Here is a 24790-nt window from a genome sequence, read left to right on the forward strand (position 1 = left end):
CAATTGCCTGATTGTTTAGCTTGTATTTCTGCATCAATTGATCCGGAGTTCCGGACTCTCCAAAACTGTCGTTTACGGCAACGAATTCCTGTGGAGCAGGCTTGTTCAAAGCCAATACTCTTGATACACTTTCTCCCAAACCGCCAAGAATGTTATGCTCTTCGGCAGTAACGATACATTTTGTTTTGGCAAGTGATTTTAGGATAGCTTCCTCATCAAGAGGCTTAATAGTATGGATATTGATTACTTCGGCAGATATGCCTTTGGCTTCTAATGCTTCGGCAGCTACCAATGCTTCCCATACTAAATGCCCTGTAGCCACAATAGTTACATCCGTTCCTTCGTTAAGCAATACCGCTTTTCCTATTTCAAATGTGCCGTTCTCCGGAGTAAAATTTGGAACCGATGGACGTCCAAAACGAAGATAAACCGGTCCGTGGTGTTCCGCAATAGCAATTGTAGCCGCTTTAGTCTGGTTGTAATCGCAGGTATTGATTACGGTCATGCCTGGCAACATTTTCATCAAACCAATGTCTTCAAGAATTTGGTGAGTAGCTCCGTCTTCTCCCAGGGTAAGTCCTGCGTGTGAAGCACATATTTTTACATTTTTATCAGAATAAGCAACAGACTGACGAATCTGGTCGTATACCCTTCCTGTAGAAAAGTTGGCAAATGTTCCTGTAAAAGGAACCTTCCCGCCAATAGTCATACCTGCAGCAATTCCAATCATGTTTGCCTCCGCTATTCCAACCTGAAAGAAACGTTCCGGGTGGTTCTTTTTGAAATCGTCCATTTTTAATGAACCAATCAAGTCAGCACAAAGGGCAACAACATTTTCATTTTTTTGACCAAGCTCGGTCAGTCCCGCACCAAAACCAGAGCGGGTATCTTTATTTCCTGTATTGATATATTTTTTCATTTTTGTCTTTTTGATATACGAATAGGCTGTTGGCAATAACTTGAAGCTTACTGCTTAAAGCCTACTGCCTTTTAGTAATCGCTTTCGCCTTCACAATAGTTTTGCGCCAAAGCATTTGCCAGTTGCTCGTCATTTGGAGCTTTTCCATGCCAGGCGTGGCTATACATCATATAATCTACACCATTACCCATTTCAGTATGTAGCAATACGCAAACAGGTTTTCCTTTTCCTGTTCTTGATTTTGCATCGGTCATACCTGCAATAATAGCTTCAATGTCATTTCCTTTCTCAATATCTAAAACATCCCACCCGAAAGCCTCAAATTTGGCTCTGATGCTTCCCATGTTTAAGACTTCGTCAGTTGGACCGTCAATTTGTTTTCCGTTTAAATCAATTGTAGCGATATAATTATCGACTTTGTAAGCCGAAGCATACATCATTGCTTCCCAATTTTGCCCTTCCTGCAATTCACCATCACCATGAAGGCTGTAAACCAAATGAGAATCCTTATTCAGTTTTTTTGTTAGTGCAGCACCAATAGCAACAGACATTCCCTGTCCTAAAGAACCGGAAGCCATTCGAATGCCCGGAAGGCCTTCGTGTGTTGTTGGGTGGCCTTGTAATCTGGAATTGATGTGGCGGAATGTAGCCAGTTCAGATACCGGAAAATAACCGCTTCTTGCCAATACGCTGTAGAAAACAGGAGAAATATGTCCGTTTGACAAAAAGAAGATATCTTCATCCTTTCCATCCATATCGAAACCTGGTTTGCGATCCATTAAATTTTGATAAAGTGCGACAAGAAATTCTGTACAGCCTAGTGAACCGCCCGGGTGTCCTGAGTTTACAGCATGAACCATTCTGAGAATATCTCTGCGTACCTGAATAGTTAAGTTGTTTAATTGTTGTGTGTTAGGTTTCATTCTTATAGGATAAATTTAAACTGGCGCAAAGATAATCAGATATTTGGATTTTTTGGTATCTGAATTTTTAGAATTTCACAAAGAACAAGGCGTAAATCTTGTCATTAGGCTTTTTGATTCAGATATTTCTGCGTTTCTACAATTAATGTATCAATATTGTAAGTATAATTGTCTAACGATTTACTTTCCAGGAATAATTCCAGTGCTTTTTGATAGTCGCCTCTTTCCTGATAATAAATTCCAAGATTTCTAAAATAATAAGGATTGTATGGATCCAACTCATACGATTGATTAAGGTCATTAAGTCCTTCTTCCATTCGGCCAAGCTTTATTTTTGAAAACCCCCTGTTGTTATAGGAGTAGGCAAAAGATTTATCGATTTCCAATGCCCTGTCAAAAAAAGTAATTGCCTCCTCATATTTTTCAAGAATATTTAGCGTATAGCCTTTGTTGTTTAACGAGTAGCTGTTCATAGGGTTTAGTTTTAGAGATATGCCATAGAGTTTCATTGCCTTTTCATGGTTTTCATAATGGGAGTAGATAAGACCCAGATTGGAATAGTCTTCAGAATTCATTTGGAACCGTTTTCTGAACTCATCAAAATAACTTTTGGCCTTACGGTAATTTTTGATTAAAAGATGGCAGTAAATAGCCCAGCGATAGGTGTCCTGATCTTTTAGTCCATTGGAAAGTATGGTGTCAAAAACAATAGCGGCTTCGGTATATTGCTTGTTATTGTATAAATCAATAGCGTCAAAATATTGTTTGGGATATTTTTTATGACGAAAAAGCCTGACTAGCGAGGTGCCATCATTATGTCCAATTTTGCCATCATAAAGCGTAATGGACTGGTTGCTTGGGATAATGTTTTTTAAGAAATCAAAAATAGAAAGCAGTAAGAAAATCAGAAAAAGAAATGACAGGAAGTCTTTTAGCCTGAAAGTAAAAGCGATGTAGCAGGAAATTAATGCAATAGAAAGAGAGGCCAACGGACCGGTAAGCGTGTAAACAATTTTTTTGTTGATTGAAATATTACTGGCATGTGGAACACACAGTCCTCCTTTCCATTTGAAAAGATTGTATTTTATCCAGATTTCAAGCTTGCCAATTGCCAACCGAAAACTTTTGTCGGTATCGCCATAGGAACCAAGAAAGATAGTGGCGCGTTCGCCAGTCATTAAGATAACAGGAATTGCGTGGCCAAGTTCGTGAAAGACCGTAAGAAAAGGTCTGGAGATTAAAAAAATAGCAAGCAATTCAGCCATCAATTGTGTTTTCATATCTATCAGGATTTGGCAAGAAAAATGCTTAGGGGGTAATTACATTTCGGTCTAAAAATAGCAATAAATTTTTTTCTTAAAGCAAATGAGTTTTCATCAGCTTAAAAAACTGATAGTAACATTTTTATAGGTTTCAAAAACATACATACAGCACGCTTATCAGATAGGATGTTAAATTAAATCATAAATCTAAAATGATAAATCTTAAATAAATTATCTTTGCCTCCCAAAGTTTGGGATAAAGAGAAAAGAATGAAATTTGAACTATTACAAAATGATCCGAATTCAAAGGCAAGAGCCGGAAAAATAACAACGGATCACGGTGTTATTGAAACGCCTATTTTTATGCCGGTCGGAACAGTTGCTTCCGTAAAAGGCGTACACCAGAGAGAATTGAAAAATGATATCAATCCCGATATTATTTTAGGAAATACCTATCACTTGTATTTAAGACCGCAGACTGATATTCTTGAAAAAGCAGGCGGGCTGCACAAATTTATGAATTGGGACAGAAATATACTGACAGATTCAGGCGGTTATCAGGTGTATTCTCTTTCTTCCAACAGAAAAATCAAGGAGGAAGGTGTGAAGTTCAAATCGCATATTGATGGTTCCTATCATGTCTTTACACCTGAGAATGTAATGGAAATTCAACGAACAATAGGGGCAGACATTATTATGGCATTTGATGAGTGTACTCCTTATCCGTGTGATTACCGTTATGCGCAGCGTTCGATGCATATGACACACAGATGGCTTGACAGATGTATCAGCCATTTGGACAAAGTGCCTTATAAATATGGTTACGAACAGACTTTTTTCCCAATTGTTCAGGGAAGTACATACAAGGATTTAAGACAGCAGTCAGCGGAATATATCGCAAATGCCGGAGCGCAGGGAAATGCTATTGGAGGACTTTCGGTTGGTGAGCCAGCTGAAGAAATGTATGCAATGACTGAAGTTGTTACGGAAATCCTGCCAAAAGACAAGCCCAGATACCTGATGGGAGTAGGTACTCCTATCAATATTCTGGAAAATATTGCGCTTGGAATTGATATGTTTGATTGTGTGATGCCAACCAGAAATGCGCGAAACGGGATGCTGTTCACGGCTCATGGTACAATCAATATTAAAAATAAAAAGTGGGAGTCTGATTTTTCTCCACTTGATGAAATGGGACACACTTTTGTCGATACAGAATATACAAAAGCCTATTTACGCCATCTTTTTGCTGCAAATGAATATCTTGGAAAGCAAATCGCTACAATTCACAATTTAGGATTCTATATGTGGTTGGTTCGTGAAGCAAGAAAACATATCTTAGCGGGAGATTTCCGCGTATGGAAAGAAATGATGGTGAAACAGATGGACCAAAGATTATAAGAAATTCATAATAAGATTAGAATCTGGTAGAAAAATGAAGATAATCGACAAGTATATCCTGAAAAGGTATCTGGCCACATTTTTTGTGATGCTGTTTCTGTTTATTCCCATTGGGATTGTTATTGACGTGTCCGAAAAGGTCAATAAAATTATCCAGAATAAAGTGCCTTTCGGGAAAGTAGCGCTATATTATGTGGACTTTACGGTTTATTTTGCCAATCTTCTTTTTCCTATTTTTCTGTTCCTTTCCGTTATCTGGTTTACTTCCAAACTCGCTAACAATACGGAAATTATTGCAATTTTAAGTTCCGGAATATCCTTTCAGCGATTCTTACGTCCTTACCTGATTGGAGCCACGATTGTATCAGTTTTTGCCTTATTGATGGGATTTTTTATTGTCCCAAAGGCAAGCCAGGGTTTTAACGATTTTAGATATACCTATCTCAAAGGGAATAACAAAACCAGGGAAACCACTAACGTTTACCGTGAAATCAGCCCGGGTGAATTTATCTATGTGAGTAATTTTAATATCAATTCTAAGACAGCTTTTGATTTTTCACTGAAGAAATTTAAAGATAACAAGCTCGATTTTGCTATAAATGCATCTCGTATTCATTTTAACCAAAAAGATACTACTTACTCTTTGTACAACTATAAAAAAAGAATAGTTGGCGAATTTGATGATAGGTTAGAGACATCTGCGAAAAAAGATACTGTTTTCAAGTTCGACCTTGAAGATTTGACACCGGTAATTTACATTGCAGAAACACTGACTTTAGGAGAGTTGAATGACTTTATCGATAAAGAAAGAGAACGGGGTTCGTCAAATATCAACACTTATCTTGTTGTATTGTATAAAAAATATAGCCTTCCAGTTTCGGCTTTCATCCTGACTATTATTGCGGTTGCCGTGTCTTCTATGAAAAGAAGGGGAGGAATGGGGATGAATCTGGCTATTGGTATTGGTCTTGCTTTTACATTTATCTTTTTTGACAAGATTTTCGGAACTCTGGCTGAAAAATCAAGCATACCGCCATTTATAGCCGTATGGCTTCCAAATTTTGTCTTTGGAATTTTAGCGATTTACCTGCTTCGAAATGCAAAAAGATAACAATCTCAAAAGCTACCTGAATCTCCACCTGATTGTTTTTATCTGGGGATTTACAGCAATACTTGGCGAACTCATTACAATAAAGGAAGCGCCTGTGGTATGGTACAGAATGCTTCTGGCAGGGATATTTATGCTTATCTACGTTTTGGTAACCAAAAAACCATGGCGCATTCCCGGAAAATCATTTTTCCATCTGATTAGCGTGGGGCTGATTATAGCCCTGCATTGGATATTTTTCTTCAAGGCAATTAACGTTTCCAATGTTTCGATTACCCTGGCTGTTTTTTCAACCGGAGCTTTTTTTGCATCTATCATGGAACCGATATTTTTTAATAGAAAAATGTTGTGGTATGAAGTGTTCTTCGGACTAATTATAATTGGCGGACTGTTAATGATTATGCAGGTAGAAACACATTATGTTTTGGGAATGGTTTATGCGCTGATTTCCGTTTTTCTGGGTGTTACTTTTACACTTTTTAATGGCAAGCTGATACAAAAGTATGACCCTTCCGTAATTACGCTTTATGAATTTTTTGCCGGTGTCTTTTTTGTGTCGCTCTATTTGTTATATGATGGGCAATTTACGGCTGAATTCTTTTCCGTATCTCAACATGACTGGATTTTACTGCTGGTACTTTCTTCCGTTTGCACGGCCTATGCCTTTACAGCATCGGTAAATGTCATGAAAAAACTTACACCCTATACCGTAATGCTTACTACTAATATGGAACCTGTTTATGGTATTATGCTGGCTTACATTATTTTAGGTGATAAGGAAAAGATGAGTCCTGCCTTTTATATTGGTGCGGTCATCATTCTGGCAACAGTTATTTTGAATGGAATTTTAAAAAATTATACAGCTAAAAAATCGCTTTTATCCGATAAACAAAGCAATTCATAAGGAATGCCGATTTGATTTTTTAAGACAAAAAGAGGCTAAATCTTTTCGGAAATTAGCTTTTGTTCTTAAATGAAAATCCTATCTTTGCAGTTCGAACTAAACAAAAAATGCACAAGTCCTATGGAATATTTAGATTTTGAGCTCCCAATAAAAGAACTTGAAGACCAACTAGACAAATGCCAGGTAATTGGCCAAGAATCAGACGTTGACGTATCGAATACTTGCAAGCAGATTGAAAAGAAACTGGAAGAAACTAAAAAAAATATATACAAAAACCTAACTGCCTGGCAACGCGTTCAGTTGTCAAGACATCCTAACCGTCCTTATACTATGGATCACGTGCATGCATTATGCGGTGATACTTTTCTGGAACTTTTTGGAGACAGAAGTTTCAAGGATGACAAAGCGATGATTGGAGGTTTGGGTAAAATTGGTGGACAGTCATTTATGATTGTTGGCCAGCAAAAAGGATATAATACAAAAACACGCCAGTACCGTAATTTTGGTATGGCAAATCCGGAAGGCTACCGTAAAGCATTGCGTTTGATGAAAATGGCAGAAAAATTCGGTATTCCGGTAATTACTTTAGTAGACACTCCGGGAGCATATCCTGGATTAGAAGCAGAAGAAAGAGGACAGGGAGAAGCAATTGCAAGAAATATTCTAGAAATGATTCGTCTTAAAGTTCCTATCATCACAGTTATTGTTGGAGAGGGAGCTTCAGGAGGAGCTTTAGGAATTGGTGTTGGAGATAAAGTTTATATGTTGGAAAACACATGGTATTCAGTAATTTCTCCGGAATCTTGCTCTTCTATCTTATGGAGAAGCTGGGAATTTAAAGAGCAGGCAGCAGAAGCTTTAAAACTGACTTCATTTGACATGAAAAAACAAAAACTGATTGACGATATTATTCCGGAACCGCTGGGTGGAGCCCACTATGACAGGGAAACAACGTTTAAATCTGTTGAAAAATACATATTGAAAGGATATAACGAATTAAAAGACTTATCAACAGCTGAATTAGTGGCCCAAAGAATGGACAAATACAGCAAAATGGGCGAATTTAAAGAGTAAACCTTACTAAAATCGAAACTAAATCCGAAGCCCCGTGGTTTCGGATTTTTTTTTGGTTATCAACACAATTTTAATACTTATAAACAAAAGTGGCTAACAAATCAAAAGGCACTTTCTTTTAATTTTGGCTACATTCGCATTATGGAAAATCTCAGAAATATAAACCCGGTTAGAGTAGATAAAACTACCATAATCAATCTTGAAAAAGGTAAGCTCCCACCACAGGCTGTCGAATTGGAAGAAGCTGTTTTGGGTGCTATGATGATTGATAAAAAAGGGGTGGATGAGGTTATTGATATTCTCCAGCCCGACGCTTTCTATAAAGAAGCCCACAAGTATATTTTTGAAGCAATCGTACAGCTTTTCAACGATTCACAGCCCATTGACTTATTAACAGTTTCGGCTCAGCTTAAAAAGAATGCAAAACTGGATCTTTCAGGAGGTGATTTCTATCTGATTCAACTAACGCAGAAAATATCATCTTCAGCACATATTGAGTTCCATTCCAGAATTATTCTTCAAAAATTTATTCAGCGAAGCCTGATAAAAATTTCTTCCGAAATTATTGAAGAATCTTATGATGAGACTACAGACGTATTTGATCTGCTGGATAAGGCAGAATCAAAACTATATGAAGTTACTCAGGGAAATATCAAAAGAAGTTCTGAAACAGCCCAGAGTTTGGTAATCCAGGCAAAGAAAAGAATTGAGGAGATTGCCAATAAAGAAGGTCTGAGCGGTGTTGCTACCGGTTTTGAAAAGTTAGACAAAGTGACTTCAGGATGGCAGCCAAGTGACTTGATTATTATTGCTGCACGTCCGGGTATGGGTAAGACGGCTTTCGTTTTGTCGATGGCGAGAAATATTGCCATAGATTTTAATCATGCCGTTGCGGTTTTCTCTCTGGAGATGTCATCCGTACAGTTGATTACCCGTCTTATTTCCTCCGAAACAGGACTGTCATCTGAAAAATTACGTACCGGAAAATTAGAAAAACACGAATGGGAACAGCTTAGTATCAAGGTGAAAAACCTTGAAAAAGCACCATTATATATTGATGATACCCCATCGCTTTCCATCTTTGACTTGCGTGCCAAGGCGCGACGTCTGGCTTCACAATATGGAATTAAACTTATAATTATTGATTACCTTCAGTTGATGACTGCCGGCGGAGGAGGAAAAGGAGGCGGAAACCGTGAACAGGAAATCTCTACAATTTCCCGAAACCTGAAAGCACTAGCTAAAGAATTGAACGTTCCGGTAATTGCACTGTCACAGCTTTCCCGTGCCGTTGAAACTCGTGGTTCCAGTAAAAGACCATTGCTTTCGGATCTTAGGGAATCGGGAGCAATCGAGCAGGATGCCGATATCGTTTCGTTCATCTATCGTCCGGAATATTATAAAATTGACGAATGGGACGACGATGAGCATTCTCCAACAGAAGGTCAGGCAGAATTTATCATTGCAAAACACAGAAATGGTAGCTTGGAAAACGTGAGGCTTAAATTTATTGGAAGTTTGGGTAAATTTGACAACCTTGATGAATTTGGAGATGGTTTCGACGACCTCCCATCAAAAATGAATATGCAGGACGCACCATTCCTGACCAAAAATCTGCCATCTGCCAATGAAGCTTTTGGTAGTAACATGAACAATGTTGACGACGACAGCGATGTGCCATTCTAAAATAGAGTTAAATCCGCCCAATGAGGCGGATTTTTTTATAATTTGCTTCCTTAAACCGTTATCTTTGAAGTAAAATCTTTGGAATGCTTAAAAAAACAGCCTTTTTATTTCTTTTTTTCCTGCTCTCAGTTCCTTCCTGGGCCTCATTCATTTTGCTTCCTATGGACGAAACTACGCAAAAAAATCACTTGAAAGCTTATGGGATAACGTATTGGTCATTAGATAAGCAATATAAGGTAAGTTGGCTTTTGAATTACAGGGGAGGTTCATTTTTACTTCCGGATGCTCCCGAAATCAGAAAAGAATGCCAGATTCGCGGGGTCAGTTTTGAACTGCTTTCTGACAGTCAGGCCAATCAGATTTTGGATGAAATCAGTAGCCCTTCGCAAAATATGGAAACGGTAGTTTTGGAAAAGGCGCCTAAAATTGCAGTATATACTCCAAAAGGGAAACAGCCTTGGGACGATGCCGTGACATTGGTACTCACCTATGCAGAAATTCCTTTTACGCCGGTTTATGATGAAGAAGTTTTGGCAGATGGCCTGCTTCTGTATGACTGGCTTCACCTGCACCATGAAGATTTTACGGGACAATATGGCAAATTTTATGGGGCATACAGAAATGCACCTTGGTATATTGAACAAAAGAAAGAAGCGGAAGCATTGGCTAAAAAGTTAGGCTATAGTAAAGTTTCGGAAGAGAAATTGGCTGTTGCAAAAAAAATCCGCGATTTTGTAATTGGAGGTGGATTTATGTTTGCCATGTGTTCTGCCACTGACAGTTTTGATATTGCTCTGGCTGCCGATGGAGTGGATATTTGCGAACCCATGTTTGACGGAGACGAAAGCGAAGCAAATTATCAGGCAAAGATAAAATATGAAAACAGCTTTGCCTTTAAGGACTATATACTGGAAAGAAATCCTATTATTTATGAATTTTCAGATATTGACATGACAATGAAAAGAAACGTACTGCCTGAAAAGGATTATTTTACGCTCATGGAATATTCTGCCAAATGGGACCCGATTCCGAGCATGCTTTGCCAGAACCATACGCAATTGGTTAAGGGTTTTATGGGTCAGACGACATCTTTTGATAGCAATCGAATCAAATCAAGTGTTCTGGTTATGGGTGAAAATAAGGTAAACAACGAAGCAAGATATATTCATGGCACAAAAGGGAAAGGAATGTTTACTTATTTTGGTGGACATGACCCGGAAGACTACCAGCACAGAGTGGGTGACGCTCCAACGGTTTTAGACCTGCATCCTAATTCTCCCGGATATAGGCTGATACTTAATAATGTACTGTTCCCGGCAGCAAGAAAGAAAAAATTAAAAACATAATCTTTCCAATATTTTTAACGGAATGAATTATCAAAAAATACTGCAAGAGGTTTACCTAGAAGCCAAATCACTTCCGCAAATAGGGAATGTTGCTCAAACAATTCCGCAATTATCAAAGGTAAATCCCGATAAATTCGGAATTCATCTCACAACAATTAAGGGGCAAGACTTCGGAATTGGCGACAGCAATGAAAAATTTTCGATACAGAGTGTCTCCAAAGCGTTAACCGTAGCCCTTGCTTTTTCTTTTATGGGTGAAGAAATTTGGAAAAGAGTAGGAGTTGAGCCTTCCGGCACGGCTTTTAATTCTCTGGTACAATTGGAATTTGAAAAAGGAATTCCCCGAAATCCATTTATAAATGCAGGAGCTTTAGTTATAGCAGACATGCTGGTTTCGCATTTAAAACATCCCAAAGAAGATTTTTTGGCTTTTATAAGGGCCATTTCGGGTACACAGGAAATAGACTTCAATTTAAAAGTGGCACAATCTGAAAAAGATACGGGTTACAGAAATGCTGCTTTGGCTAACTTTTTGAAATCGTTTGGCAATATTGAAAACGATGTTGAAATAGTTTTGGATTTTTATTTCCACCAATGCTCCATAGAAATGACCTGTAAGGAACTGGCACATTCATTTTATTTTTTTGCCAACGAAGGAAAAACGATGGATAGAAAGCAGATTTTATCAAAAAGTAATGTCAAACGACTAAATGCCCTGATGCAAACTTGTGGTTTTTATGATGAATCGGGAGAATTTACCTATAAAGTGGGGCTTCCCGGGAAAAGTGGTATTGGCGGAGGAATAGCAGCCCTGTTTCCTAAGCATTTTACAATAGTAGCCTGGAATCCGCGTCTTAATGAAAAAGGAAATTCAGAACTGGGCATGAATGCTTTGGAATTGTTTACCACTAAAACTGGAATGTCTATCTTCTAATAAAAAAAGTCCCAAGTTTAACTTGTGACTTTTTTGACTATTTAGAATACCTTAGTTTTTTACAAACTGTATGCTTTTTTGAGCAGTAACACCTTCTATTTTCAAAACGTAGCTTCCTGAAGCCAGGTCTTTAATATCGATGGTCATTATGTCTTCATTTGTAGCTTCTTGAGATTTTATTTTCTTTCCGCCCATGTCATAAATAGTGAAAAACATATTTTCGGATGGAGAAGCCATGCCGGAAATATAAATTTGCTCTTGCGATGGGTTTGGATAGAGCATAAAGTTTTTTACAAAATGTTCTTCTGTACTTAAACGTTTGTCTCTCTTTCCAAAATAAGTAAGTTGGAGATTGGCAGGATTGGCAATTGTAATATCTCCCAGAAGCAGAGCACTTTCAGGTGTTCTTCCTTGATAGTAATACACATTTTCATTAACTGAAACATCCAGAATTTTAATTTCTCTGGAATTATTGGCTTCCGTAATTTTATAAAAATCACTTGGATTTCCATTCGTATCGTATTTTACAGAAAACAGATTGCTAATACCCGTATTGTTATTGTTTTCAAAAACAAAATTATTTCCAAAATTGATAATTTTTATAAATATACCTGTAACATGAATGTTATTATTGCTATCAACAAATAGCCTTTCGAAAGAATTCATTCCGTTACCTATGCCAGGCTGAGTATCTGTCGCTATTTTTGCAGCTTTCGCCCAAAGTACATTTCCAGCAGGGGCATATTTTGTAAGAAAGGAGCCCTGGCCGCTACCAATGTTTAGCGTAGTTCCTCCAAAACCAATTTGGCTGTTATATACCTGACCGCATAGGAAAATATTATTGTTGCTGTCAGTTACTACATCAGTAACGGTAGTGTGTGATGTAGAATTGGTTGGAGCGGACGATGCCCAGAGAACGGTTCCGTTACTATCATATTTCGTAATAAATAAATTAGCATTATTGTTGGTCACGGATTTGTTAATCGTTATGGAACCGAATGTTGTAGACCTACAGAAAACCATTCCGGCTATATATACATTTCCAAGATTGTCTACAGTAATGGCTTTTGGTTGTGTACCTACTCTGTGTGGCTCATTAATAGAAGAACTTCCGTTATAGGTTGACGATTTTAACCAGATTGCATTTCCGGAAGTGTCAAATTTGGCAACAAAGGCCTTATCCATAAAGCTTATAACTGCTGTGTAACCTGCACTTGGTGTTGTGATGTTGTCGATCGTATAGGTATTACCCGTATGTGTTCCGGTAAGGTATAGGTTATTGTCTTTGAATTTTAAAATAGGGGCACCATGATAATCCATTACTTTGCTCCAGACTACATTTCCATTCAAATCAAGTTTGGCCAAAAAGGATTTCATTTCATCATTTTGGGATTGTAATGTGTTTGTACCCAGTGTAATGTTGCCATTAAAATATCCGGTAACATAAAAATGATTATTGTTATCATAAGCAATCGAGGTAAAACCATCGATTTTTGATCCAGGAAAATGCTCTACAAAAAGCAGGTTACCATCAGAATCATGTTTGGTAATATAAGTATCCTGGTATTTTGCATTGGTAATTGGCGATACTTCGCTGGAATTAGTAATAACAGTTCCTCCAATAGTTAATGTTTCAGAATTGAAGACACCAATGTGGTAGATGTTCTTTTGACTATCCATGAAGGAGTCAGTAATGGCAACATTGATATTTGGAAAACTTTTGGCCCAGCTCCAATCAGAGGTTTGAGCATTTAGAAAAGTGTAGAAAAATAAAAGAAAAAAAGTAGTTTTCTTCATTATTATTTAATTTTTAGGGAGTTCTTAGGGAATAAATATAAGAATTAATTAAATGATTTAAAAAATCTCCAACTGTTTGAAATAGAATAATTACTTCAAACAGTTGGAGATTTGGGCTCCTGTCATTATTTTATTTCGTTTATCTTTTTACAAATTTGATGTTTTTTTGGATAGTACCGTTTTCTATCTTTAGAACATAAGTGCCTGAAGCTAAATCTTTGACATCAATCGCAATCGTATCATTATTTGTAAATTCTAAAGATTTTATTTTTTTTCCTGTCATATCGAATACAGAGAATATCTTATTTTCTGCAGAATCTAATCCGGAAACATAAATTTGCTCTTGGGATGGATTAGGATAGATAGTAAAATTGTTTCCAGAATGTTCTTCAATACTAAGTCTTTTATCTCTTTTTGCTATAAATGTAAATGGATTAGTTGTAGGATTACTAATAGTAGTATTTCCCAAAACAAAATTAGAATCGCTTACTTGTCCGCTATAATAAAAAACATCCCCTGTGATATCGAGAATTATAGGATATCTGGAGATAATCGCCTCTGTTATTTTATAATAATCGCTGGCATTCCCGCTGCTATCATATTTTATAGAAAAAAGATTAGGCGTCCAGTTATTAGTTTGAAAAGTTATATTGTTTCCAAAATTTATGTAATTTGCAAAAACTCCTGTTACATACACATTATTGGTACTGTCAATATACATACGATCGAAAAAGTTGTATCCTAATCCTGTACTAGGTTGTGCGTCTGTAGCTAATTTTCCTGATTTTGCCCAAAGAACACTACCGTTTGTAGCATATTTTACTAGGAATGACCCATAATTACTAGGGAAATTAAGAGATACTCCACCAAAGTTGGTTGCAGAGCTATAGATATATCCCAGAAGATAGATGTTATTATTGCTATCAGTGGCAAGATCAGAAACGACACTATTGGCTGAAGAATTTGTTGGTGCCGTATTGGCCCAGGCTACATTGCCCGCATTGTCATATTTGGTTATAAATAAATTTGAATTGTTATTGGTTACTGTTTTCGTAATAGTAATAGAACCAAAAGTTGACGAGCGTGAAAAAATAACTCCTGCAACATATACATTACCTAAATTGTCTATTGCTAATCCTTTTATCTGTGTGCCTAATCTATGAAAGTCGCTAATTGAAGCAGTTCCTGTATAAGTAGACGATTTTAACCAAATTGCATTTCCAGATAAATCGAGTTTGGCAACAAATATTTTGTCCATATTATTGACTACTGCCGTATATCCAACACTTGGAGTCGTAAGATTGTCAATCGAATAGGTATCGCCGGAATGGATTCCTGCCATATATAGATTATTGTCTTTGAATTTTAGGAGTGTACTCCCACTAAAATTAAGCGGCTTGCTCCAGATAACATTGCCGTTTAAGTCTAATTTTGCGAGAAAACTCTTGGTCATATTGTCTGTGGCTTCGTAAGTACTATTGCCAATCGTTATGTTACCGTTATAATGTCCGGTAACATAAAAACTGTTATTGTTGTCGTAAGCGATAGAAGTCAGGTTTTCAAATTTTGATCCGGTAAAATGCTTGACAAATAAAAGGTTTCCTTCAGAATCGTGTTTAGAGATATACGCATCCATATATTTCACGTTTGGATTGACTGGTGCCTCGCTGGAATTTGCAATCACGGTTTCTCCGATTGTTACTGAAGTAGAACTGAAGGATCCAATTTGGTAGATGTTTTTCTGATTGTCCATAAAAGAACCGGTAATTGTACCGGCATTTAAATTTTCATAACCCTTGGCCCAACTCCAATCTGAATCTTGAGCATAGATAGAAAAACTTAATAAAAAGAACAGTAATGTAGTTTTATTCATAATTATTTTAGGGATTAGTTAGGTATGTGGATGTAAATATACTAATTAATTAAAATAATTATAAAAAAGAAAGCTGTTTAATGAATTTTCACTAAACAGCTTTTTATGATTTAAATTAGTCCATCCTCATTTTCTTTATCGAGATATTGCTGGACAATTTCGATGGCATTGGTTACGACATCACTTAATGCGGTTATAAAAGTTCCTTCATCGGCACTATTGATGGCATGTTTAATTGCTTCGGTTTCTTTAGGTATGATTTCGTAGGTGATATCTCTTCCGGATTCTTCGATTCCTTCCAAAATCAAATTGATGATTTCTTCTTCCGTTCTTCCTCTGAGATGTTTTTCCTGTCGGATAATAATATGGTCAAACATTCTGCCTGCAATCATTCCACATTCCTTGATGTCTTCATCACGTCTGTCGCCCACACCTGCAATAATTCCTATTTTTCGGGAAGCCTCGATGTTGTTCAGTAAATCTTCAATAGCCATATATCCTGAAGGATTATGGGCGAAATCAATCATGACTTTGAATTTTTTGAATTCAAAAATGTTCATACGTCCCGGAGTTTGGGCAACGCTTGGAATAAAGGTTTGAAGTGAAAGGCTGATATCCTCTGTCTTAAAGCCCCATAAATAGGATGCGAGGGTAGCTGCAAGTACATTGGCAATCATGAATTTTGCCTTTCCGCCTAACGTAAGCGGAATATGCGCAGCTTTTTCAACGCGTATTTTCCAATCGCCTTTTTTTATAGTAATATATCCGTTTTCATAAACAGCTACAATTCTTCCTTCTTTTCCTAACTTTTTAATCAGCGGATTCTCTTCATCCATACTGAAATAAGCCACATTGCATTCCAGTTCAGAGGCAATTTTTACACACTCTTCATCATCGGCATTTAAGATAGCCCAGCCGTCTTTTTTTACGCTTCGGACAACAACTTTCTTTACACGTGCCAAATCCGAAAGCGTATCAATATCACTCAATCCTAAATGGTCGGCAGAAATATTGGTAATGATGCCAATGTCACAACGGCTAAAACCAAGGCCGGAACGGAGTATTCCGCCACGGGCAGTTTCTAATACGGCAAACTCTACAGTAGGGTCTTTAAGAATATATTCGGTACTGATAGGCCCGGTTGTGTCACCTTTTTCCAGCATATGGTTTTGGATGTAGATACCGTCGGAAGTAGTGAATCCAACTTTATATCCGTTATTTTTAACGATATGGGCAAGGAGTCGGGTTGTTGTAGTCTTCCCGTTCGTTCCAGTAACGGCAATAATAGGAATACGGCTTGGCTTTCCTGGCGGATAGAGCATGTCGATTACAGGCGAAGCAACATTTCTTGGCAATCCTTCAGAAGGGGCAAGGTGCATTCTGAAACCGGGAGCTGCATTAACCTCTAAAATAACACCGCCGTTTTCGTTCAAAGGTTGCGTCAGATTTTCGGCCATAATATCAATACCGCAAATATCCAATCCGATAACCCTGGAAATTCGTTCTGAAAGGAAGATGTTTTCGGGATGCATCATATCGGTAACATCAACAGAAGTTCCACCGGTGCTCAGGTTGGCAGTAGATTTCAGATAGACAATTTCTCCTTTACGGGGAACAGTTTCTAAAGTATAATTCATCTTTTCCAAAAGATCAGTCGTATCGCGATCTACCGTAATTTCTGTAAGTACGTTTTCGTGTCCGTAACCTCTGCGTGGATCCTGGTTTTCAATCTCAATTAACTGTTCAATAGTATTGGTGCCGTTTCCTTTAACGTGGGCAGGAACTCTTTGTGCGGCTGCAACTACTTTATTGTCAATCACCAATACCCTGAAATCAAATCCGGTGATAAATTTTTCTACAATAACCCTGCGACTGTATTTTTGGGCATAGGCCAGTCCGGCTTTTGCATCTTCATAATTCGTCACATTAATAGAAGCTCCCTTTCCATGATTGCCATCCAAAGGTTTTATAACAATAGGATAACCTATTTTATCAATCGTATTTTGCAAGTCTTCTTCGTCTACACAAATAGAACCTTTGGCCACAGGAATAGAGGCATTGTCCAGCATCCTTTTGGTTTCCTCCTTATTACAGGCAATATCTACTGCAATACTACTTGTCTTGCAGGTAATTGTTGCCTGAAAACGCATCTGATTAATGCCATAACCCAACTGCACCAAAGAATTAGTTCCCAGACGAATCCACGGAATATCTCTGGTAACGGCCTCTTCGACAATACTTCCTGTACTTGGTCCTAAACGGTCGCGTTCTCTGATTTCGCGCATTTTTTGAATATCGGCTTCCAGGTCATAATCTGTGCCGGCTATCAGTGATTCGGCAATTGCTACGGCAGATTCAGCGGCAAAAAGCCCCACGTTTTCTTCCGTATAACTGAAAACTACATTATAAACACCGGGAGTTTTGGTTTCGCGGGTTCTTCCAAATCCGGTTTCCATTCCGGCCAATGTCTGGATTTCCAAAGCAATATGTTCAATAACATGTCCCATCCATGTCCCTCTTTCAATTCGCATGAAAAAACCTCCGGGTACACCTTCTGAACATCGATGTTCATACATGGTGGGAAACATGGCTTCGATTCTCTCTTTAAATCCGTCGATCTTATTCGTTGGATATTGTTCCATTTCTTCAAGATCCAAACGCATCTGGATTAATTTTTTTCTGCGGACGCTCCAAATATTTGGCCCGCGTAAGGCTTGTATTTTAAGTATTTTCATAAACGGATGGGTTAAGTAAGTTAATTAAAAGTGTAATTGTTTAGCATGTAAGGAATTATAGGTTATTGTGTGCCGTTTGCTACAGGATAGTAGCTATTGTATACGGATTTCGTTAAAAAAATTAAAATAAATTTCTACTAAAATAATTTTTTTAAAATATCAATCAAAATTTTTTTAAATTTTTACTATAAAACTATTGTTTGGGCTAAATTGTCAAAAGTTTAAATAAATATTACGCGTTTAATTGCGTTTTTTAAGTTTTTGGTTATTTTTACGGAATTCACATACCATTTGAAATGAATATAAAAGGAAAATTAATGATCATTGGAGGTGCTGTAGATAAAGGAAGTTTTACAGAAGCCAGTTTTGATGCCAATGTAGCCAATAACCTGAATTTCTTTGAAACAGGAATTTTAAAAAGGCTTTTGACCGAATCAAAACACAAAGAAAAATCAAGAATAGAAGTCATCACTACGGCTTCAAAAATACCCAGAGAAGTAGGTCCTGAATATGTAAAAGCATTGCAATATCTGAATGCAACCAATGTCGACGTTCTTCATATTGAAAAGAGAGAACAGGCAACAGATCCTGAAATACTGAAAAGACTCAGGGATGCAGATGTTGTCATGTTTACAGGAGGTGATCAGTTAAGATTGACCTCTATTTTAGGAGGAACAGAATTCCACGATATACTTCTTGATAAATACAAAAATGAAGATTTTGTGTATGCCGGAACATCAGCAGGAGCCGCAGCAGCTTCTAACAATATGATTTATCAGGGAAGCAGTTCTGAAGCATTATTAAAAGGAGAAGTAAAAATTACGAGCGGACTTGGACTTATTGACGATGTTATTATTGATACGCATTTTGTTCAAAGGGGAAGAATTGGAAGACTGTTTCAGGCAGTTGTAGGAAATCCTAAAGTGCTGGGAGTAGGATTGGGAGAAGATACAGGACTGCTGATTATAGATGACAAAATGGAAGCTATAGGTTCAGGATTGGTTATTCTGGTTGACGGACATCAAATAAAAGATACCAATCTTACGCAGGTTGAACTCGGACAGCCAATCTCAATCAACAACCTGATTGTACACGTGATGAGCAAATATGATACCTACGACCTCAAAACGAATAAAATGCACATCCAATCCTCTCAATACGTTTAGGAATGAAAATTATAATCCACGGAGGATTCTTTTCGGAGTCATCCACCAGCCAGGAAACCAAAGTAGCCAAGCAAAATGCTTTGTTGCGTATCGTAAAAGATTCGTATGAATTTCTAAAGACGCATTCTGCTTTAGAAACAGTGGTGTATGCGGTTTCTCTTCTGGAAGATGATGAACTGTTCAATGCCGGAATAGGTTCCCAGATCCAAAGTGATGGGAAAATCAGGATGAGCGCCTCTTTAATGGATGGTTCAACACACAAGATGAGCGGAGTCATTAATATTGAGGAAGTAAAGAATCCAATCCAGGTTGCCCGGATTTTGCAGAATTATGACGATAAGGTTTTGGGTGGGAGTGGCGCAACAAACTTTGCCCGAAAGCATGGTTTTGAAGTGTTTTCTACAGAAATTCCTCAAAGAAGGACAGAGTATGAGGCAAAAGTAAAAGCTACCGGAACCGGAACTGTTGGCTGTGTTGCTTTAGACGGTGAAGGAAAAATAGCTGTTGCGACATCAACCGGAGGCAAAGGCTTTGAAATGCCGGGAAGGATATCGGATTCGGCTACCGTTGCAGGAAATTATGCCAATGAATTTTGTGGTGTAAGCCTGACCGGTGTTGGCGAAGATATTGTAAGCGGAGCAGTCGCAGCTAAAATCGTAACCCGTGTAACCGATGGATTTTCTTTAAAACAGGCCTTTGAAAAAACATTTAAGGAACTGAAACCTTTTGACGGTTTTGCCGGTGCAATTGCCATTGATAAAGATGGAACAATCTGCCATCAGGATTCACATCCGAGTATGGTGTTTGCCAGTTACGATGGAACTACAGAAGAAGTTTTTCAATAGAAACTATAAAAAAGCCCGGCAATTGCCGGGCTTTTTTCATTTAGTCTAATGCCATTTCTGTAGAAATTGCGATGCGGTTCCACGCATTGATTGTCGTAATCATCATAATAATAGCAGCAATATATTCTTCGTCAAATAATCTTCGGGCATTGTCGTAGGTAGCTTTTGACAAGTGATTCTGGATTAGGGTAATCTCTTCGGTCATGGCTAAAATTGCCTGCTCTTCTTCTGTATAGAGTTGGGTTTCTCTCCAGGCATTCAACAGATAGATTCTTTGCTCGGTTTCACCCATTTTGCGGGCGTCTCTCGTATGCATATTAATACAGTAGGCACAACCGTTAATTTGCGAAGCGCGGATTTTGATGAGTTCTTTGTGGATTGGGGTTAATGAAGTAGAAGCAAGGAATTTCTCTAACCCCATCATTGCTTTATAGGCCTCAGGAGCCGTTTTTAAAATATTTACTCTGGTTTCCATTTTGATGTGTTTTAAAGTTCACAACAAAGTTCCGTAAGATGGATTGGAAAAAACTTGAAGTACTTCAAGAAAACAGATTAGACTTTGCCGGCTCTGATTTTACTCAGAAATTCAGGAGAAAAATCAAGATAGGAGGCAAGCATATATTGTGGAACGCGCTGTATAAATTCAGGAAATCTTGAATTCATGTGATGGTAGCGTTCTTCGGCAGACATCGTAAAGAGATATTTGATTCGGGTTTGCGAAGCGCCAAATGATTTTTGAATGATTAACCGGAAGTATCTTTCGAGTTTAGGTAATTCCAGTAATAAAGCTTCAAACGATTTGCGATCTATAGAAAGTGTCTCAATGGGTTCTATGGCCTGTATGTAAAAATGAGAAGGAATTTGTTCCTGGAAACTCAAATAATCAGCAATCCACCAATTCTCAATTCCAAATTGCAAGGTCTGTTCAACACCTTTACGGTTGTTGATATAAAAGCGCACGCATCCTTTTGTGATGAAATATTGTTTGTTGCAGATTTGCCCTTCTTCCAACATAATCTGCTTCTTCCTGAAACTTTCGGTTTCAAAATACGATAGTACGGTTTCCGCTTCCCGATCGTCTAAAGCAATAAACTTTCGTATATGTTGAAGTAAAGGATTCATAAGGCAAATATAGCAATAACAAAAAAACCACCTCTTTCGAGATGGTTTCTTTATAAGTAAGTAAGACAAATAGATTTATAAAACGTTTATTTTACTTTGTTAAGTATAGCTTTGAAAGCTTCAGGGTGGTTCATAGCCAAATCTGCAAGAACTTTTCTGTTCAATTCGATTCCGTTAGCTTTTACTTTACCCATGAATTGAGAATAAGACATTCCTTCCAATCTGGCTCCAGCGTTGATACGTTGAATCCACAAAGCGCGGAAATTTCTCTTATTCTGTTTTCTGTCGCGGTAAGCATAAGCCATTGCTTTCTCAACCGCGTTTTTCGCAACTGTCCAAACGTTTTTACGTCTGCCAAAGAAACCTTTGGCTTGCTTCATTATCTTTTTTCTTCTTGCTCTTTTAGCAACTGAATTTACTGATCTTGGCATAATTTTAATGTTTTTTTGTAGCAGGCGTCCTGAATTTAATCAAAGGATCTTATAAGCCGTACTCCAAGGTTATTTAATTGTTTTAACCTAAAGAATATTTATAGTCAAATGTTGTAAAATCTAAGGTCAATGACTTTAAGACTTTCTAACCTTCGACGTATTAGATAATTCTTAATTGTTCTTTAACGCTTTTCACGTCAGATTGGTGAACCAATGCAGAGTGAGTTAACGCTAGTTTACGCTTTTTAGATTTCTTAGTCAAAATGTGACTTTTGAAAGCGTGCTTTCTTTTGATTTTTCCAGAACCAGTAACTTTGAAACGTTTTTTGGCGCTAGATTTAGTTTTCATTTTAGGCATCTTTTCCTAGTGTATTTGAATTGTCTTACTTACTTATTCTTTAGTCTAAAGTTGCAAAGTATTAAGGTTTGAAAGTCTTAAAGTTGATAAGCTAATATTGAATATCCGACTTTACTACTTTTTCCTTTATGACTTATTTCTTTGTGACTTTTAACTTTTTGACTTATTTCTTTTTCTTAGGAGCAATGAACATAATCATTCTCTTTCCTTCTAAAATTGGCAAAGCCTCTACTTTTCCGAATTCCTCTAAATCCTGAGCCAAACGCAATAAAAGAATTTGTCCTTGGTCTTTATAGATAATCGAACGACCCTTGAAGAAAACAAAAGCTTTTAGCTTAGAACCCTCTTTAAGGAACTTCTCAGCATTCTTTCTTTTGAATTCGTAATCGTGCTCATCTGTTTGCGGACCGAAACGAATTTCCTTTACTGTAATTTGAGTAGATTTTGCTTTCAATTCCTTTTCGCGCTTTTTTTGCATGTAAAGGAATTTCTTATAATCCATGATTTTACAAACCGGAGGTTCTGCATTCGGAGAAATCTCAACCAGGTCAAGTTCCTGCTCTTCTGCCATCCTTAGTGCCTCAGAAGTCTTATAAACTTTCGGCTCTACGTTGTCTCCTACAAGGCGTACTTCCGGGACACGAATCAGGTTGTTGATTCTGTGTGCATCTTTCTTTTCTACTCGAGGTTGTTGACCTCTGTTGTTTCTTATTGCTATGGCTCTAAAATTTTAAGTTAAACTCCAAATGTTTTTAATGTCTTTTTTATTTCTTCATCGACAATAGCGGCAAATTCTTCAATTGTAACGCTGATATTTCCTTTACCTTCCTGTCCGTGACGACGTACAGAAACGGTTCCGTTTTTCTCTTCTTCTTCGCCTACAATCAGCATAAATGGGTATTTCTGTACTTCAGCCTCCCTGATTTTTTTGCCTATTGTTTCGTTTCTATTATCAATTAGGGCGCGAATTTCGTGATTTTCTAGCAAATCTAAAACTTTTTTCGCATAATTTTCATATTTCTCGCTCAAAGACAATATAATAGCCTGTTCCGGCATTAGCCAAATCGGGAAATTTCCAGCTGTATGTTCCAGCAAAATAGCAATGAATCGCTCCATCGATCCGAATGGTGCTCTGTGAATCATTACAGGACGGTGCAATTCGTTGTCAGAACCTTTGTAAGTCAGGTCAAAACGCTCCGGAAGATTATAGTCTACCTGGATGGTTCCTAACTGCCACTGTCTTCCCAAGGCATCTTTTACCATGAAATCCAGTTTAGGACCGTAGAAAGCCGCTTCGCCATATTCAACAACAGTATTCAACCCTTTGTCTCTTGCTGCATTGATAATCGCGTTTTCTGCCTTTTCCCAGTTTTCTTCCGTACCTATATATTTAGACCTGTTCTCCTTGTCTCTTAAGGAAATCTGAGCGGTAAAGTTTTCGAATCCTAAAGAACCAAATACATAAAGTACCAGGTCGATTACTTTTTTGAACTCTTCATCCAATTGCTCCGGAGTACAGAAAATATGCGCATCATCTTGAGTAAACCCGCGAACACGGGTCAAGCCGTGAAGCTCACCCGACTGCTCATATCTATATACTGTACCAAATTCTGCATAACGCTTAGGTAAATCTTTGTATGACCAGGGTCTTGCATTGAAGATTTCGCAGTGGTGAGGGCAGTTCATCGGTTTTAATAAAAATTCCTCGCCTTCAGCAGGGGTGTGGATTGGCTGGAAACTATCAGCGCCATACTTTTCATAGTGGCCTGAAGTTACATACAATTCTTTTTGTCCGATATGTGGTGTTACTACTTGTTCGTAACCCGCTTTCTTTTGTGCCTTTTTTAGGAACTGTTCCAAACGGTCTCTCAAAGCAGCGCCTTTTGGTAGCCACAATGGAAGACCTTGTCCCACTTTTTGTGAAAAAGCAAACAATTCCAATTCCTTTCCTAGTTTTCTATGGTCACGTCTTTTGGCCTCTTCTAACAATTCAAGATAATCAGTCAGGTCTTTCTGTTTAGGGAATGAAATTCCATAAACGCGGGTCAATTGCTTATTTTTCTCGTCTCCTCTCCAATAAGCACCGGCAATGCTCATGATTTTCATGGCCTTGATGATTCCTGTATTTGGAATATGTCCACCTCGGCATAAATCGCTGAAATTAGCATGGTCGCAGAATGTAATTGTTCCGTCTTCAAGATTCTGGATTAATTCAGTCTTGTATTCGTTGTCCTTATATATAGCCAATGCTTCTGCTTTTGAAACAGAACGCATTTTGAATTCGTGCTTTTCGCGGGAAATTTCAAGAACACGATCCTCGATTCTTTTAAAATCAGCATCGGTAATCTTTTGGTCCCCAAAATCTACATCATAATAAAACCCGTTATCAATAGCCGGTCCTAAAGTTAGTTTGATTCCAGGGAATAACTCCTCTAAGGCTTGAGCCATAACGTGGGATGTAGAATGCCAGAACGCTTTTTTACCTTCTATGTCATTCCATGTATATAATATGAGTGACCCGTCCGTCGTTAGTGATGTCGTCGTTTCAACAGTAGTTCCGTTAAAAGAAGCAGAAATAACATTTCTGGCTAATCCTTCACTAATGCTTTTCGCAACATCCATCGGAGTTACACCTTGTGCAAACTCCTTAACTGACCCATCGGGTAACGTAATCTTTATCATCGTATAAAATTTATGTCCGCAAATATAGAAGTTTCTCAAAATACATACAATATATATATACGTATATATAATAGGTGCGATATGTTTTTTGTGATTAAGGGGCGAAAGTAATGGTTGAATAAGGTTTTGTTAAGGATTGGTGGCGAGGGTCAAAAAAAAGTTTCAACTCAAAGTAGTGTTTCGCAGGGAGTTAGCTTTTTGGTTAAGAAAATATCAAAAAAAAG

The 24790-nt window shown here is 37.7% G+C and carries 21 protein-coding genes; 9 read left to right on the forward strand and 12 right to left on the reverse strand.

The features are described 5' to 3' along the window. The 3 genes from BGO88_RS00870 to BGO88_RS00880 all read right to left on the reverse strand — a co-directional run. On the reverse strand, positions 1-919 hold a 919-nt coding region (locus BGO88_RS00870), incomplete at its 3' end, for a transketolase family protein (protein ID WP_286705623.1). A 71-nt stretch (positions 920-990) separates the two neighbouring features. Further along, the gene (locus BGO88_RS00875) at positions 991-1842 is read right to left on the reverse strand and encodes a transketolase (protein ID WP_277016261.1); all 852 of its coding nucleotides are present in this window, start codon (positions 1840-1842) and stop codon (positions 991-993) included. A 104-nt stretch (positions 1843-1946) separates the two neighbouring features. Then, the gene (locus BGO88_RS00880; protein WP_286705624.1) at positions 1947-3122 is read right to left on the reverse strand and encodes a tetratricopeptide repeat protein; all 1176 of its coding nucleotides are present in this window, start codon (positions 3120-3122) and stop codon (positions 1947-1949) included. Positions 3123-3374: 252 nt separating this feature from the next. Between BGO88_RS00880 and tgt the strand changes: the two genes are divergently transcribed. From tgt to BGO88_RS00915, 7 genes are all read left to right on the forward strand, one after another. After that, entirely contained in the window at positions 3375-4505 is a 1131-nt protein-coding gene (tgt, locus tag BGO88_RS00885; protein WP_286705625.1) for a tRNA guanosine(34) transglycosylase Tgt, read from the forward strand. A gap of 34 nt (positions 4506-4539) precedes the next feature. Continuing rightward, the gene (locus BGO88_RS00890; RefSeq protein WP_101472915.1) at positions 4540-5616 is read left to right on the forward strand and encodes an LptF/LptG family permease; all 1077 of its coding nucleotides are present in this window, start codon (positions 4540-4542) and stop codon (positions 5614-5616) included. Further along, on the forward strand, positions 5603-6517 hold the full coding sequence (locus BGO88_RS00895) for a DMT family transporter (protein ID WP_277016266.1): 915 nt from the start codon (positions 5603-5605) through the stop codon (positions 6515-6517). Before BGO88_RS00890 ends, BGO88_RS00895 begins: the two co-directional genes overlap by 14 nt. Positions 6518-6637: 120 nt before the next feature. Then, the gene (locus BGO88_RS00900) at positions 6638-7591 is read left to right on the forward strand and encodes an acetyl-CoA carboxylase carboxyltransferase subunit alpha (RefSeq protein WP_056072599.1); all 954 of its coding nucleotides are present in this window, start codon (positions 6638-6640) and stop codon (positions 7589-7591) included. 141 nt (positions 7592-7732) lie between these two features. Further along, the gene (dnaB, locus tag BGO88_RS00905) at positions 7733-9277 is read left to right on the forward strand and encodes a replicative DNA helicase (RefSeq protein WP_286705626.1); all 1545 of its coding nucleotides are present in this window, start codon (positions 7733-7735) and stop codon (positions 9275-9277) included. 83 nt (positions 9278-9360) lie between these two features. After that, on the forward strand, positions 9361-10623 hold the full coding sequence (locus BGO88_RS00910; RefSeq protein ID WP_286705627.1) for an asparagine synthetase B: 1263 nt from the start codon (positions 9361-9363) through the stop codon (positions 10621-10623). Positions 10624-10645: 22 nt separating this feature from the next. Next, the gene (locus BGO88_RS00915; RefSeq protein ID WP_286705628.1) at positions 10646-11557 is read left to right on the forward strand and encodes a glutaminase; all 912 of its coding nucleotides are present in this window, start codon (positions 10646-10648) and stop codon (positions 11555-11557) included. Positions 11558-11608: 51 nt separating this feature from the next. Here the strand turns inward: BGO88_RS00915 and BGO88_RS00920 are convergent, their stop codons facing one another. The 3 genes from BGO88_RS00920 to cphA all read right to left on the reverse strand — a co-directional run bounded on the left by BGO88_RS00920 (position 11609) and on the right by cphA (position 17962). Then, a complete protein-coding gene (locus BGO88_RS00920) occupies positions 11609-13354 on the reverse strand; it encodes a T9SS type A sorting domain-containing protein (RefSeq protein ID WP_286705629.1) in 1746 nt (581 codons plus the stop codon). Between the two features lie 139 nt (positions 13355-13493). Beyond that, entirely contained in the window at positions 13494-15227 is a 1734-nt protein-coding gene (locus tag BGO88_RS00925; protein ID WP_286705630.1) for a T9SS type A sorting domain-containing protein, read from the reverse strand. A gap of 110 nt (positions 15228-15337) precedes the next feature. After that, positions 15338-17962 (reverse strand): cyanophycin synthetase, encoded by a 2625-nt coding sequence (gene cphA / locus BGO88_RS00930; protein ID WP_286705631.1) that lies wholly within the window; start codon positions 17960-17962, stop codon positions 15338-15340. A 296-nt stretch (positions 17963-18258) separates the two neighbouring features. On the opposite strand from cphA, the gene BGO88_RS00935 reads away from it, so the two are divergent. Next, on the forward strand, positions 18259-19128 hold the full coding sequence (locus tag BGO88_RS00935; RefSeq protein WP_056072581.1) for a cyanophycinase: 870 nt from the start codon (positions 18259-18261) through the stop codon (positions 19126-19128). A 2-nt stretch (positions 19129-19130) separates the two neighbouring features. Continuing rightward, a complete protein-coding gene (locus tag BGO88_RS00940) occupies positions 19131-19973 on the forward strand; it encodes an isoaspartyl peptidase/L-asparaginase (RefSeq protein WP_286705632.1) in 843 nt (280 codons plus the stop codon). Positions 19974-20013: 40 nt separating this feature from the next. On the opposite strand, the gene BGO88_RS00945 is transcribed toward BGO88_RS00940, so the two are convergent. From BGO88_RS00945 to thrS, 6 genes are all read right to left on the reverse strand, one after another. Continuing rightward, entirely contained in the window at positions 20014-20448 is a 435-nt protein-coding gene (locus tag BGO88_RS00945; protein ID WP_101472909.1) for a carboxymuconolactone decarboxylase family protein, read from the reverse strand. 77 nt (positions 20449-20525) lie between these two features. After that, positions 20526-21095: a Crp/Fnr family transcriptional regulator gene (locus BGO88_RS00950; protein WP_286705633.1), complete on the reverse strand. Its 570-nt coding sequence runs from the start codon at positions 21093-21095 to the stop codon at positions 20526-20528. An 86-nt stretch (positions 21096-21181) separates the two neighbouring features. Then, positions 21182-21526: a 50S ribosomal protein L20 gene (gene rplT, locus BGO88_RS00955; protein WP_056072568.1), complete on the reverse strand. Its 345-nt coding sequence runs from the start codon at positions 21524-21526 to the stop codon at positions 21182-21184. A gap of 160 nt (positions 21527-21686) precedes the next feature. Beyond that, a complete protein-coding gene (gene rpmI / locus BGO88_RS00960) occupies positions 21687-21884 on the reverse strand; it encodes a 50S ribosomal protein L35 (protein WP_014164268.1) in 198 nt (65 codons plus the stop codon). A gap of 163 nt (positions 21885-22047) precedes the next feature. After that, complete coding sequence (gene infC / locus BGO88_RS00965; protein ID WP_082482234.1) at positions 22048-22596, reverse strand: translation initiation factor IF-3; 549 nt, start codon at positions 22594-22596, stop codon at positions 22048-22050. A gap of 23 nt (positions 22597-22619) precedes the next feature. Further along, positions 22620-24566: a threonine--tRNA ligase gene (gene thrS, locus BGO88_RS00970; RefSeq protein WP_286705634.1), complete on the reverse strand. Its 1947-nt coding sequence runs from the start codon at positions 24564-24566 to the stop codon at positions 22620-22622. Positions 24567-24790: the final 224 nt, after the last annotated feature.

The sequence above is a fragment of the Flavobacterium sp. 38-13 genome, from assembly GCF_001899155.1.
Classification (GTDB): domain Bacteria; phylum Bacteroidota; class Bacteroidia; order Flavobacteriales; family Flavobacteriaceae; genus Flavobacterium; species Flavobacterium lindanitolerans.

What these genes read in the sequence shown, in the direction of transcription:
- BGO88_RS00875 (WP_277016261.1), bottom strand. Translation starts at nt 1,842, where the DNA reads ATGAAACCTAACACACAACAATTAAACAACTTAACTATTCAGGTACGC.
- BGO88_RS00880 (WP_286705624.1), bottom strand. Translation starts at nt 3,122, where the DNA reads ATGAAAACACAATTGATGGCTGAATTGCTTGCTATTTTTTTAATCTCC.
- tgt (WP_286705625.1), top strand. Translation starts at nt 3,375, where the DNA reads ATGAAATTTGAACTATTACAAAATGATCCGAATTCAAAGGCAAGAGCC.
- BGO88_RS00890 (WP_101472915.1), top strand. Translation starts at nt 4,540, where the DNA reads ATGAAGATAATCGACAAGTATATCCTGAAAAGGTATCTGGCCACATTT.
- BGO88_RS00895 (WP_277016266.1), top strand. Translation starts at nt 5,603, where the DNA reads ATGCAAAAAGATAACAATCTCAAAAGCTACCTGAATCTCCACCTGATT.
- BGO88_RS00900 (WP_056072599.1), top strand. Translation starts at nt 6,638, where the DNA reads ATGGAATATTTAGATTTTGAGCTCCCAATAAAAGAACTTGAAGACCAA.
- dnaB (WP_286705626.1), top strand. Translation starts at nt 7,733, where the DNA reads ATGGAAAATCTCAGAAATATAAACCCGGTTAGAGTAGATAAAACTACC.
- BGO88_RS00910 (WP_286705627.1), top strand. Translation starts at nt 9,361, where the DNA reads ATGCTTAAAAAAACAGCCTTTTTATTTCTTTTTTTCCTGCTCTCAGTT.
- BGO88_RS00915 (WP_286705628.1), top strand. Translation starts at nt 10,646, where the DNA reads ATGAATTATCAAAAAATACTGCAAGAGGTTTACCTAGAAGCCAAATCA.
- BGO88_RS00920 (WP_286705629.1), bottom strand. Translation starts at nt 13,354, where the DNA reads ATGAAGAAAACTACTTTTTTTCTTTTATTTTTCTACACTTTTCTAAAT.
- BGO88_RS00925 (WP_286705630.1), bottom strand. Translation starts at nt 15,227, where the DNA reads ATGAATAAAACTACATTACTGTTCTTTTTATTAAGTTTTTCTATCTAT.
- cphA (WP_286705631.1), bottom strand. Translation starts at nt 17,962, where the DNA reads ATGAAAATACTTAAAATACAAGCCTTACGCGGGCCAAATATTTGGAGC.
- BGO88_RS00935 (WP_056072581.1), top strand. Translation starts at nt 18,259, where the DNA reads ATGAATATAAAAGGAAAATTAATGATCATTGGAGGTGCTGTAGATAAA.
- BGO88_RS00940 (WP_286705632.1), top strand. Translation starts at nt 19,131, where the DNA reads ATGAAAATTATAATCCACGGAGGATTCTTTTCGGAGTCATCCACCAGC.
- BGO88_RS00945 (WP_101472909.1), bottom strand. Translation starts at nt 20,448, where the DNA reads ATGGAAACCAGAGTAAATATTTTAAAAACGGCTCCTGAGGCCTATAAA.
- BGO88_RS00950 (WP_286705633.1), bottom strand. Translation starts at nt 21,095, where the DNA reads ATGAATCCTTTACTTCAACATATACGAAAGTTTATTGCTTTAGACGAT.
- rplT (WP_056072568.1), bottom strand. Translation starts at nt 21,526, where the DNA reads ATGCCAAGATCAGTAAATTCAGTTGCTAAAAGAGCAAGAAGAAAAAAG.
- rpmI (WP_014164268.1), bottom strand. Translation starts at nt 21,884, where the DNA reads ATGCCTAAAATGAAAACTAAATCTAGCGCCAAAAAACGTTTCAAAGTT.
- thrS (WP_286705634.1), bottom strand. Translation starts at nt 24,566, where the DNA reads ATGATAAAGATTACGTTACCCGATGGGTCAGTTAAGGAGTTTGCACAA.